Origin of the sequence: Pseudomonas sp. B33.4 (assembly GCF_034555375.1) — a bacterium.
In the GTDB taxonomy this organism is placed as follows: Bacteria; Pseudomonadota; Gammaproteobacteria; order Pseudomonadales; family Pseudomonadaceae; genus Aquipseudomonas.
On sequence record NZ_CP140706.1, the window covers coordinates 3,188,374 to 3,200,634 of the forward strand.

Here is a 12,261-nt window from a genome sequence, read left to right on the forward strand (position 1 = left end):
GCCGGGCTATCGACCTTGCATGCAATGATGGCAATATGGCGGCTACTGGAGAGGTAGCATTCGGCGCGAAGCGAAGCCGGATGTCATGCGTATAGGGACGAGGAATATGGCTTCGATTCAGATGGATGGTGAGGACAAGACCGCAAAGATCAGCGACTGGGCGATTCGCTGGAGCGACAGGGACGCATTTCTGCAGCTGACCTGTCATTACCCCTCCAGAAAAAAAGACACCCGCCCGCTCAGTGATTGCCTGGTTTCGCCCACCCGCGAGTTGAGCAATGTCTTGCTGCACAAGCGCGGCGGCACCAAGCCCATCGTCAACGCTACGATTTACGGCGAGCGCTATGCCGTCGTGCACTACCCGGGCGGCAAAAAACCTTATGTTCACAAAATGGACGGCATCGGCTTTACCGCTCCGACAGCGATGCGGGACACGCCGGTCTTCCGCTATCTCACTGCCGTGGCGCAAGCCCGACAGAGTCACGGTAAGTCGCAGGATGATCGTGAAATTGCCGACAATGTGGTGCGTCAGCTCGAAAAACTGCCCGCCATCGCTGGCACTGCCTTGCAAGCCTACTGTACGGGACGCAACGGCACGCTGGCGCCGGGGCAGGGGCTGATCTATCCGTTCGGGCTGAACGAGAGTCAGCTTAAGGCCGTCGAGCGGGCATTCAGCGCGCAAGTCAGCGTGATCGAAGGGCCGCCAGGAACCGGCAAGACCCAGACGATCCTCAACATCCTCGCCAACATTCTGTTACGCGGACAGACAGTCGCAGTGTTGTCCAACAACAATGCTGCCGTGGAGAACGTCTACGAAAAGCTGGAGAAATACGGCCTGGGCCACCTGGTCGCCAAGCTTGGCAACCAGAGCAAACGCCAGGCCTTCTTCGACGACCTGCCTGCGTGGACGCCAAGTGCGCCCGAGGCGGCACCATCCCTCGATGAGGTCCAGAACCTGCTGACACGCTTGAAGCAGCACCTGCAAGACCACAACAGGGCGGCGCAACTGCAAATCGAGCTGGACGAGCTGGTCATCGAGCGGCTCTACCTGCAGCAGTGGCAGGCAGAAAGCGCTGTACAGGCCACCGGTACGCTCGACAAGTACGGCCTGACACCGCGCAAGACTGCGGACCTCATGGCCTACCTGGCTTACCTCGGCGAACAGCGCATCCATCTCAAAGACCGTATCGAGCTACTGTTCAAATTCAGGATCTTTCGCACCAGGCCATTCGCCGACGCCGAGGCGCGCATGGCCGTTTTCCATGCCCTGCAAATGCATTACTACGACAAGTCGCTCCGGGACAAGGAAGCGCAGCTGCAGGCGTGCCGTGATTCGTTGGCGCGCGCGAATTTCACGGCGCTGCTCAAAGAACTGACAACCGCATCGATGCAGCATCTCAAGCACCACCTGCAACTTCAGGTCCCGCCGTCGGACAGTTTTGATGTCAAAACCTACTGCGAGCGTTTCGATACCTTTATGCAGCGCTTCCCTATCCTGGGCAGCGGCACGCACTCCATCGTCAATTCGATCGCGCCGGGAGCGGTCCTCGATTACGTGATCATCGATGAAGCCTCTTTGCAGGACATCGTACCGGGCATCCTGCCGCTGGGCTGCGCAAAGAACCTGATCGTCGTGGGCGACAACCGCCAGTTGCCGCATATCCCCGTGACGCTGGGGCTGCAAGCGCCCGCCGAGGCCTACGATTGCGAGCGCTACAGCTTGCTCGATTCGTGCATTGCGGTGTTCCAGGACGCGCTGCCCAGAACCCTGCTGAAAGAGCATTACCGCTGCCACCCCAGGATCATCCAGTTCTGCAACCAGCAGTTTTACGACAACGCACTGGTGCCGATGACCGAGGACAACGGCGAAGCGCCCCTGCGTCTGGTGGTGACGGCCAAGGGCAACCACGCCCGGAAGAACACCAACCTTCGGGAACTGGACTCCCTGCTGAAGGTGCTAGAAGAGGAGGGGCAACCCGTCGGAATGGACGGTGAAGGCCGCGGTTACATTGCCCCGTACAGGGCACAAGTTAATCTGTCCGGCACGCACTTGCCGGCGGATTTCGTCAAGGACACCGTGCACAAGTTTCAGGGGCGCGAGTGCGACGAGATCGTGTTTTCCACCGTGCTCGACAAGAAGCGCTACAACCAGGGGCGAACACGCCTGGATTTCGTCGACGACCCGCGCATGATCAACGTGGCCGTTTCGCGGGCCAAACATCGCTTCACCCTGGTAACCGGCGATGAGGTGTTCACGGGCAACAATGGCCACATTGCTGCGCTGATCCGCTACATCAGCTATTACGCGCAAGACGAGCAGATCGTGCGGGCGCCGGTGGTCTCGGCATTCGACTTGCTGTACCGCGAGTACGACCAGTCTCTGGCACGCCTGGACGCTCGCTTGCGGCCTGAGGATTCACGCTACAAGTCCGAGCAGATCGTGGCCCGGTTGCTGCGCGAGGCACTGTCGGCCCCGGCGTGCCAGGCATTGAAATACCACACACAGATTCAGCTGGATCAGCTTGCATCACCGGCTGGCCTCGACTGGACGCAGCCCCAACAGGCGTTCATGCGGCGCGCCAGTTGCGATTTCGTGATCTATTTCAAAGTGGGCAAGCAACCGATAGGAGTGATCGAAGTCGATGGCGGGTACCACGACCACCCCGTACAGGCCGCTCGGGACGCCATGAAAAATGAGATTCTGGCTAAGAGCGGCATTCCCATTCTGCGGCTGCGGACCGTTGAGAGTGGCATTGAGCGCAGAATTGGCGACTTTATCGGGCAGTGGGCCCGTCCCGCGAATGGCGCATAAACACTTGGGTCAGCTCGTTAGACACTGATGGCCTGGCCCGATGTTTTCGCCCCTGAAATCTTCATTGTCGAGTGACGAGTCGGACCACCGACAGGAAACATGCATGGCCAACACATCACCCGCTCACACCCTGAGTGCATTGCCCGATCTTGATTACTATCACAGCAGTTCGATGCCTCTACCTGTTGAGATAACCACTCTTGATGCCTGGAACTTCATGAGGGCCAAGCCGGGGCTGTTCATGCGACTGGCTTTTCGGACGAGGGACGTGATTTCCTCACTGTTCGGGGTGAAGCGCATCGGCGGGTTCTCCGGCGCCAGGCGAGAAACCGTACAGACTGGAGAAAAGCTGGATTTTTTTCTGGTGGAGCATACTGCCCCCGACCTGCTCGTTCTGAGCGTGCGCGACCGACATCTGGATGTCATGATTTGCCTTTCGATAACAGATTGTGTGTTTACGATCACATCCTCTGTCGTAACGCATAACGTCTTTGGGCGCATCTACATGTTGCCGGTGGGTTTGGTCCATAAGTTGCTGGTCAATAGGGACCTTGGGCGTCTGAAACGAAATCTTGAAAGAGAATAAGGGACAAAACATGGTTCCTGATGCAACGTGATACTGATGCTTATCGGAACAAGGGATACTGAGACCAGGAAACCACAGATAACTTCAGAGACGCGCTTAATAAACTACCCAAGCATTACCTGGAAATAGCATGCAAGAAACAAGGCCTGGCTCACCAAAGAAAACAATGAAGAAACGAGTTATTACAGCTGTTGTGGTTTTACTTGCGGGGGCGTGGATTAATTATTTTTTTTGGGCCGCCAACATTTCATCACGAACAATTTTAATGCCGGAAATTCCGGAGTTGACGACATACCTGCTGACTGGCGCTATTTTTGGGGTTGTTTTTGCAGTTCCGACAATTCGCGCCGGCACAACGGCAAGAAGCACGATAAAGTCTTTTTTGGGTGGTTTCTGCCTGAGTTTGATGGTTTCTCTAAATTGTTATTCTGTCGCCGCCTACCTGTTGCCTGGTGAAACTGTCAGTTATGAGTCTGCGTATGAAGTTACTTATCCAGGGCCGCCCATCGGGAAATACAGTCGTTGCGAGGCTGGTCTGTGGATCAGTGTTCCAGACACGGATCGCAGGATTGAACTCTGCACAAACAAATCAGATTTGAACGAGCAAATTGGTCGCGGTATATGTGCCGTGTGGGTGACTGCTCGCACTAATAAACTAGGCACTTACATTGTTGGCTATACATTTTTTCGCAAATAAATCTGTCAACACGAAATGTTTTATAAATGTGGTCTTTACCTGAAATCCCGAAAATGGATACCTCAGAACTGCAGCTCATCACACATTCTTTGCAAAAAATCGTCGCCGGCGGCGCACTCAGACAGCAAGTGATACCCTAACCAGATGTCCCAACCTGCAGCGAGCGTCAGGTCCTGGCGCTCGAAGTCGGGACAGATTGTTCCGTCCAGGCCGACAACGACTTCGCCCACGCGTCGAAAGCCCCAGGCATCAACCAGTTTGCTTTCCAGCGACTTCCAGTCGGCATCCGACAACTCACCGAATTCGATAAGTAAATGGCCATTTGCAGCGTGGAAGAGATTCATAGGTTCGCACCGGGGGAGGGGGTATAAGATCGACTGGGAACTGTCATTCAAGTAACCGCACGACGTTGGCAAGGAGCATTCATGTGTGTCATCAGCATTGATCGGGATAGCGTGCATGCCGGGGATGATCTGGAAAGTCATGGAACATCAATCAAGCTTGATCCAACGCTAACACTGCGCACATTGTGCGAAGCGATCCAAGGTATGGGGTACTTGCCTGCCATCAGTGGAGGCAAGGCGACGTGGATTATTTGTTTATCGGGCAAAGACGTAGGTGTTTTAGCTCAGCAATGGCCTGAACCCAAATTGACGATCCCCGCCGAGAGCATTCTGAGTCAGTATTTTGCAGATTCCGAACCAAGCCTACTGTTCAAATATTGGTGCCAGGCAGATCCAGACCATGTCTTTTCACAGATCAATGCAGGACGTGAACCACCGTCCCGATTGTAGGAGTGGGAGGAAGCTTTCTACTCATCAAGAAGCTGCGTCGGCGGTATTTCTCGAGCGACTGCTTCCGGCTGTTGATTCAACCCTTCAACGACATCGGTCTGTCCCCACCCGGAGGCAAGCCAAACAGCCTCCGCACCCCGTTAAGAAACGCCCCATAAGGCCGCCCCAGAACCAGCATCATCACCGCCGCACCCAGCGTGCCGCGCATCAATCCTTCGCCCGATGCACCACTGAAGGCAATGATCGCCGCATAGATCGGCACCTGAAAACTGACCAGGGCGATACTGTCCCAGCACAACCTCGACACCCGACCCTGCCCGGCGCGCGTCATCACCCAATCCCGCCATAGGCCGTAAGGTCGCGCGACCGGAATCATCAGCGCCGCACCCAGCAGGCGCGCCTGCAGAACCTGATCCCACGTCATGCCGGCAATGAAACGTTCATTGATGATGCCGGTGGTGGTGAAAAACAGGATCAGCGCCGTGGTGTCTGCCAAGAAGGCAGTCCGACGCGTTGGGCTTTGCAGGCGTGGCGGCACCTCAATTCTCCTCTCATGGCTTCAGGTTTGATTTTTCCTCAGCTAAACGCCGGCGCTTCATCGTGCTGTGACAGCGGCTGCACCGCGAGGTGCGGCGATTCGCCGAAGTACTCGATCAGCAGATCAGTGAGCACGCGGATCTTGCGCGCGGGATGCGGGCCTGGTGCGCGGAGGAGGTAGGCACCGGCCGGGGGCGGTGGATGGTTGGTCATGATCGGCACGAGTGCACCCGAGGTGATGTGTTCGTGGGTGAGGCAGTCGGGCAAGTAGGCGACGCCGAGGCCGGCAGCCGCGGCCGAGGCGAGCGCAGTGCCGTTGTCAGCCTTGAAGCGTCCTTGCGGGCGAACCGTGATGACCTTTTCAGCCTGCATGAATTGCCAGGCTTCGGTGCCTTGCATGAGCGCCTGATGGGCGTGCAGCTCGTCCGGGGTTTCCGGGGCGCCGTGCGCTTTGATGTAGTCGGGGCTTGCGACGAGCTTGGTGTAGACCGGGCCGATACGTCTTGCGATCAAGTTGGAGTCCTGCAGATAACCGACGCGAATGGCGCAATCGTAGCCCTCGGTAATCAGGTCAACGAAGCGATCGCTGTAGCAGGTCTGCATGTGCAATTGAGGGTGACGGCGAGCCATTTCCGCCAGCACCGGGGCGAAGTGTGTCGGCCCGAACGACAGCGGCACCGCCACTCGCAGGCGGCCACGCAGGGCGCCGGCGGGCAGGATGGTTTCCTTGGCGATGTCGATTTCGCTGCAGACTCGGGCGGCGTAATCGCGGAACGTCGCGCCGGCCTCGGTGAGCGATGCGCCGCGCGTCGAGCGTGCCAGCAATTGCACGCCCAGTTCTGCTTCAAGCCGGGCCAGTCGGCGGCTGACGATTGATTTCGAAACACCGAGCCGCAGCGCTGCCTGGGAAATGCCCCCGGCATCCGCCACTTCGACGAAGGTTTGCAGTTCTTCGATATCCATTTTCGCGTTCCCCTTTGCGCGACACAGTTCGCCTCGGGATGCTACTACTGCCGCGAGTAGGGGAACAGCACAATGGGTTTTCCAGGCGCGGCGTCAACTCGCCGGTGCTCTGGAACCCATCAGCCGCACGGGCCACGGCCGCTGCACCGACGTGCGTTACCCATACAAAAGGACCTGCAAATGGCAAGCGAAGCAATCCGCAACCCCCACACCGATCAACTGCTGACGCCCGAGAATTCAGCATTGATCGTCATCGACTATCAACCGGTTCAGGTGTCCTCGATCCGCTCGATGCCACGCGATGAACTGGTCTTCAACATCACCAGCGTTGCGAAAGCGGCGGTCAACTACAACCTGCCGATCATCCACTCGACCGTCAATGTCGCGACGGGCCGCAACAAACCACCGATTCAAGAGTTGCAAGCGGTGCTTGGTCATCTGCCGATCTATGACCGCACTTCGATCAACAGTTGGGAGGACACCGAGTTCAAGCAGGCAGTCAAAGCGCTCGGGCGCAAGAAACTGATCATGACCGCGCTGTGGACCGAAGCCTGCCTGACCTTCCCGGTGCTCGACGCGATCCAGGAAGGCTATGAGGTTTATGTGCCGGTCGATGCGGTGGGCGGCACATCGCTCGCCGCCCACGAGGCGGCGTTGCGCCGAATGGAACAGGCGGGGGCGAAGCTCATCAGCCGCGTGCAAATGTACTGCGAACTGCAGCGCGACTGGGCGCGAGAGGTGACCGTGCCTGGCTTCATGGGTGTGTTCGAAAACTTCGACGGCTTCAACGCTGAAAAGGCGCTCCAGGAGGCTGGTAACAAGGCCTGATTAACCGGCAGTCGCTGAAGGTGGCGCTGGCGGCATTCGGCGCTGCCTTCATTTGGCCTGTTTCAACGCCTGAAAATAATCTGAACGGCCTCGGAACCTGCTCGCCTAATGATTAGCTTGTGGTCAATCGCACAGGCCCCGTGTCAATAACGGCACACTCCGAGAGGTGGTCAACGTGGCTAAAGACGAAAAGAAAAGCAAAGACAAAGGTGACGCTTCGAAAGCCAGCAAGGACTTGAAAGACAAAAAGTCATCACCTGAGAAGAAATCAGCGGCGGCCTCGGCGCTTTCCAAGTCCTCCGACAAGGACAAGAAAGACAAGAAAAAAGATGCCGAGCCGAAGAAGTCGGCGAAAAAAGCCGACAGCAAGCCTGAGAAGGCCAAGGATTCGAAGAAGGCTGACAAGCCGGCTAAAAAGAAAAAGTGACGTCCGCGATCGGCCAGGGCTTTACGCCCTGGTTTCCTCCCCGGCGACCATTCAATGACAGGATCCCGTGCGGCTTAAGCGATGGAGCGGTCATTCCTCTATGGCTTTGCCTATCCTGTTCTCCCATAGCCCATGCGAGTGTGCAGTCATAAAAAATCCATGAAAGATAAGGTTGAATGCAACCTGTGAGGCCTAGGATGGATTTCATGCGGGTTACTTTCTGGATAGGGATATCACGATGAAGCACAGCGATGACTTCACTGTCGCTATAAATCTGCCGGGGAGGTGCGTCCGCACTCCGTACGGCGCCAGGCTCCGCAACCACGCCAACGCGGATATATCAGCCGACACCATAAACCCCCGGCCTGCCGCAACGGCGAATGATCGATGAGGCTGGAAACCGAATCTCCTCGCCCCACTCGATACGCAGACAACCGACCAGAAAAAGAAGGCGCAGAACCTGGACAGGAAGGTGGGGCACAAGCCGCGCTGATCGACACAGGCTTGCTGTGCCTGGCCATGCTCGCCCGATACCACCTTGTGGCAGTCGACGTTGACCAACTGGCGCATGAGTTTTGCCTGGATGGTCGCGCTTTCGGCACGACCGAGGTGTTGTTGGCGGCAAAGAAACTCGACCTGCGTGCCCGTAAGTCGAACACGCGCGTTGATCGTCTGGCGACGACTCCGTTACCGGCCATGGCGCGCGACCATCAGGGAAACTTTTTCATCATCGCGCGCCATGATGCTGACAAGGTATTGATTCAGGATCCACGCCAGACCAGCCCCGTCGAGCTGACAGTGCAAGCGTTGCGTGAGCGCTGGTCTGGCGAGTTGATCCTGATTGCTTCACGCGCCTCGATCAGTGGCGACTTGGCAAAGTTCGACTTCAGCTGGTTCATACCGGCAGTGGTCAAGTATCGCAGGTTGTTGCTTGAGGTATTTGTCGTGTCGTTTGTGCTCCAGCTCTTTGCGCTGGTCACTCCGCTGTTCTTTCAGGTCGTGATGGACAAGGTGCTGGTGCATCGCAGTTTCACCACACTGGACGTGATCGCTGCCGGGTTGCTGGTGGTAGTCATCTTCGAGGTGCTGCTCAACGGCCTGCGCAGCTATGTGTTTGCCCATACTTCCAGTCGCATTGATGTCGAGCTGGGCGCACGCTTGTTTCGCCACTTGTTAAACCTGCCGCTGGCTTATTTTCGCGCGCGTCAGGTAGGTGACTCTGTTGCGCGGGTTCGAGAACTGGAAAATATTCGCTCCTTTCTCACCGGCAACTCCATCACGGTGGTACTGGATCTGTTTTTCTCCATCTTGTTTCTTGCCGTCATGGCTTACTACAGCGTCTGGCTGACGTTGATCGTGGTGGTATCACTGCCTTGTTATTTCTTGCTATCTCTAGGATTCACTCCGGCTCTACGCGCCCGACTGAATGAAAAATTCAACCGTGGCGCGCAGAATCAGTCATTCCTTGTCGAGACCATCAGCGGTGTTGAGACGCTTAAGGCAAGCGCCGTCGAACCTCAATGGATACGCAAGTGGGACAACCAGTTGGCCGCTTACGTCAAGGCCGGGTTCCGGACTACCGCGATTGGCACAGTGGCCAATGGCGGGGTCACCCTGATCAGTAAGCTGGTCACCGTGGCCACCATGTGGCTGGGGGCAAAACTTGTCATCGATGGCCAACTGACGGTCGGGCAGCTCATCGCTTTCAACATGCTTTCCGGGAATGTCGCTGGCCCTGTCATGCGATTGGCCCAACTGTGGACTGAGTTTCAGCAGGTGGGCATTTCTATGCAACGCCTGGGCGATATCCTCAACACCCGCACGGAGGTGCACACCCCCCGGCCCGCATTACCGCCGGTGAACGGCACCATATTGTTCGACAAGGTCGAGTTTCGCTATCGGCCCGGCGCGCAACCGGCATTGCGCGGGGTGAGTCTGGCCATATCAGCCGGTGAAACCGTCGGCATCGTCGGGCGCTCGGGTTCAGGGAAAAGTACCCTGACCAAACTGGTGCAGCGCTTGTACCAGCCAGAGCAGGGTCGGATCCTGGTCGACGGTGTGGATATTTCAACCATCGATGCGAGTTCACTGCGCCGCCAGATCGGTGTGGTCCTTCAGGAGAACATTCTGTTCAACCGAAGCATTCGCGACAACATTGCGCTGAACGACCCCGGTACCCCTCTGCAACAGGTCATGGCGGCTGCGCGGCTGGCCGGAGCCCATGAGTTCATTGCTCAGTTGCCCGAAGGCTACGACACGATGGTGGGCGAACAGGGATCCACGCTGTCGGGAGGACAACGGCAGCGTATCGCCATTGCGCGGGCATTACTGACCAACCCTCGTATCCTGATTTTTGATGAAGCGACCAGTGCGCTGGATTATGAGTCCGAACGCATCATTCAGAACAACATGCGCCAGATCAGTCACGGCAGAAGCGTACTGGTCATCGCCCATCGCCTTTCGGCGGTGAAAGATGCCGACCGTATCGTGGTCATGGACAGCGGTGACATCGTCGAGCAGGGCACCCATGCTCAATTGATCCAGCTGGAACATGGGCACTACGCGGCGCTTTATCGTATGCAGCAGGGATAACACATGGACTTGGGGCATACCTTGCGCGCCTGGGGAGATTTGCTCAGGCGCTATAACGTTGTATGGACAACGTCCTGGCGACAGCGCAAATCCTGGGAGCGCAAACGGCATGATGCCGAGGAGGCAGAATTTCTGCCCGCCGCGCTGTCCTTGCAGGAAAAGGCGCTGTCACCCGCTCCGAGGGTCGCGATGTGGTTACTCATCAGCTTCGCGCTTTTGGCGGTGCTTTGGTCGACATTAGGGCAAGTCGACATTGTTGCGACGGCAGAGGGCAAGATCATTCCGAGTGAAGGCACGCAGGTGGTGCAGCCGTTCGGGACGGCGACTGTCCAGGCCATTCACGTGCGCGAAGGACAACTTGTGCATGCGGGGGATTTACTGATCGAACTCGACGGCACAGTGGCCGGGGCGGAAGCGCAGCGCATCATCAACGAATTACAGACCTGGGCTTTGCAGGTAGGCCGTGCAGAGGCCATGCTCGCCGCCATCAACGGCGAACGCATGCCGCTGCTGGCGCCCGCTGAAGTCGATCCGCTTGCGTTCGCCGACGGGCAGCGACTGGCAGAAGCAGAGTTTTCGTCTTTGCAAGCCAAACTGAGCGGTATCGGGGCGCAACTCTCTGGCCGTCAGGCCGAACTTCAGTCCACGCGCATGCTGGTCAGCAAGTTAGAGAAAACATCACCCATCGCCCGACAGCGTGCCGAGTCTCTGAAAGTCTTGGTCGCTGAGCAATATGTGGCGCGCAATACCTACCTGGAACGCGAGCGCGAGCGCATTGAACAAGAGGCAGAACTGGCGGTGCAACGCAGCCGCCTGAAGGAAATCGAGGCTTCTATCTCGCAAGTCAGGCAACAGGGCGAGACCCTGCGGGCAGATGCCCGACAGACAAACCTGGAACGTTTGAATGAAGGCAATCAGCATATCGCCTTGCTACAGCAAGACCTGATCAAGGCGCGGCAGTCCGCCCACCTGACCCGGTTGACTGCACCGGTATCCGGCTCTGTCCAGCAACTTGCGGTGCGTACATTGGGCGGTGTTGTCACCCCGGCTCAGCCTCTGATGCTGATCGTGCCGGAAGAAACAGTTATCGAGATCGAGGCTTTTCTGCCGAACAAGGACGTCGGTTTTGTTCAGCCCGGTCAGGACGCCGAGGTCAAGGTCGAGACGTTCCCGTATACCAAGTACGGCGTTGTTCCAGGCACCGTGATCTCAGTGTCGAGCGATGCAATCAACGACGAAAAACGCGGGCTGATCTATTCCATGCGCATTGCCATGGCGCGCTCGACCATCGCCGTGAACGGCACGAACATTCGTCTGGCGCCAGGCATGGCGGTGACTGCCGAGATCAAGACGGGAAGACGTCGAGTGATCGAGTACTTCCTGGATCCTCTGGTCCAGTACGGCAACGAAAGCATTCGCGAGCGTTGAAGAAGAACAGTTGGCGGGACGGGGGCGCAGGGTTTGTGCGAGAGAGGCGGAGTTTTTCTCCGATCACGGTTCGGTCGTGAGCGGCCCGATCAGTCTCATCTGTATGGGCGTCTCGATCACGAGTGCTGCCATGCTGATGAGCAGACGATGACCTGCACCAGGGGCGGGATATGCATAAGTACAGGATTACGGCAGTCGTCTTTTTAACGACGCATATGTTTTGCACCCATGCGTCATCCCGCGAGGTGGAGTGGAGCGGTAATGAGTCCATTGCAAGAACTCTGAAAAGTTCGCAGGAGATCGCTCAGCGGTTAGTTGAATTCAATAAAAGCCTGCACAAAAAAGGTTATCCGGGGCAAATAACGGTTTGTTCGGATATTTACGATCTGCCCGCAGGCATCGCCAACGGTAATCATAGTTATGGCGCTGTCTGCAGCTATGAAGCCAGCGGCGCGAATAAACAAGTATTTGTCTGCAATGATGTAATGGTCGGCCATTTTTTACTGCTGGATGCGTTTGAAGATTCAGATCAATGGAAGTTGAAAACTATTTATGAAAATTGTTACGGCGGCTGAAACGGCGCGCAGGTAACCATAA

At 57.0% G+C, this 12,261-nt stretch carries 12 protein-coding genes; 9 read left to right on the forward strand and 3 right to left on the reverse strand.

Features of this window, described 5'->3' with window-relative positions:
• Positions 1-106 precede the first annotated feature (106 nt).
• The 3 genes from U6037_RS13980 to U6037_RS13990 all read left to right on the forward strand — a co-directional run bounded on the left by U6037_RS13980 (position 107) and on the right by U6037_RS13990 (position 4,095).
• Positions 107-2,812, forward strand: coding sequence for an AAA domain-containing protein (locus tag U6037_RS13980; RefSeq protein ID WP_322847189.1), 2,706 nt, complete (start codon positions 107-109; stop codon positions 2,810-2,812).
• Between the two features lie 103 nt (positions 2,813-2,915).
• Positions 2,916-3,398, forward strand: coding sequence for a DUF2867 domain-containing protein (locus U6037_RS13985; protein ID WP_127927477.1), 483 nt, complete (start codon positions 2,916-2,918; stop codon positions 3,396-3,398).
• Positions 3,399-3,528: 130 nt separating this feature from the next.
• The gene (locus U6037_RS13990) at positions 3,529-4,095 is read left to right on the forward strand and encodes a hypothetical protein (RefSeq protein ID WP_322847190.1); all 567 of its coding nucleotides are present in this window, start codon (positions 3,529-3,531) and stop codon (positions 4,093-4,095) included.
• Between the two features lie 62 nt (positions 4,096-4,157).
• On the opposite strand, the gene U6037_RS13995 is transcribed toward U6037_RS13990, so the two are convergent.
• Positions 4,158-4,439: a hypothetical protein gene (locus U6037_RS13995; RefSeq protein ID WP_127927481.1), complete on the reverse strand. Its 282-nt coding sequence runs from the start codon at positions 4,437-4,439 to the stop codon at positions 4,158-4,160.
• 81 nt (positions 4,440-4,520) lie between these two features.
• Here U6037_RS13995 and U6037_RS14000 point away from each other — a divergent pair, with 81 nt between their 5' ends.
• Positions 4,521-4,889 carry a hypothetical protein gene (locus tag U6037_RS14000; protein ID WP_127927483.1) on the forward strand — a complete coding sequence of 123 codons (369 nt, stop codon included), beginning with the start codon at positions 4,521-4,523 and terminating at the stop codon, positions 4,887-4,889.
• 76 nt (positions 4,890-4,965) lie between these two features.
• Here U6037_RS14000 and alaE read toward each other — a convergent pair whose 3' ends face one another.
• Both alaE and U6037_RS14010 read right to left on the reverse strand, forming a co-directional pair.
• Entirely contained in the window at positions 4,966-5,385 is a 420-nt protein-coding gene (gene alaE, locus U6037_RS14005) for an L-alanine exporter AlaE (RefSeq protein WP_322847191.1), read from the reverse strand.
• Positions 5,386-5,465: 80 nt separating this feature from the next.
• A complete protein-coding gene (locus U6037_RS14010) occupies positions 5,466-6,389 on the reverse strand; it encodes a LysR family transcriptional regulator (protein WP_322847192.1) in 924 nt (307 codons plus the stop codon).
• A gap of 180 nt (positions 6,390-6,569) precedes the next feature.
• Here U6037_RS14010 and U6037_RS14015 point away from each other — a divergent pair, with 180 nt between their 5' ends.
• The 5 genes from U6037_RS14015 to U6037_RS14035 all read left to right on the forward strand — a co-directional run bounded on the left by U6037_RS14015 (position 6,570) and on the right by U6037_RS14035 (position 12,239).
• Positions 6,570-7,217 carry a hydrolase gene (locus U6037_RS14015; RefSeq protein ID WP_127927489.1) on the forward strand — a complete coding sequence of 216 codons (648 nt, stop codon included), beginning with the start codon at positions 6,570-6,572 and terminating at the stop codon, positions 7,215-7,217.
• 166 nt (positions 7,218-7,383) lie between these two features.
• Positions 7,384-7,644, forward strand: a complete 261-nt coding sequence (locus U6037_RS14020; protein WP_163013585.1) for a hypothetical protein — start codon at positions 7,384-7,386, stop codon at positions 7,642-7,644.
• A 519-nt stretch (positions 7,645-8,163) separates the two neighbouring features.
• The gene (locus tag U6037_RS14025) at positions 8,164-10,236 is read left to right on the forward strand and encodes a type I secretion system permease/ATPase (protein WP_322847324.1); all 2,073 of its coding nucleotides are present in this window, start codon (positions 8,164-8,166) and stop codon (positions 10,234-10,236) included.
• 3 nt (positions 10,237-10,239) lie between these two features.
• Complete coding sequence (locus tag U6037_RS14030; RefSeq protein ID WP_150649296.1) at positions 10,240-11,664, forward strand: HlyD family type I secretion periplasmic adaptor subunit; 1,425 nt, start codon at positions 10,240-10,242, stop codon at positions 11,662-11,664.
• Between the two features lie 170 nt (positions 11,665-11,834).
• Entirely contained in the window at positions 11,835-12,239 is a 405-nt protein-coding gene (locus U6037_RS14035) for a hypothetical protein (RefSeq protein WP_322847193.1), read from the forward strand.
• The last annotated feature ends 22 nt before the right edge of the window (positions 12,240-12,261 follow it).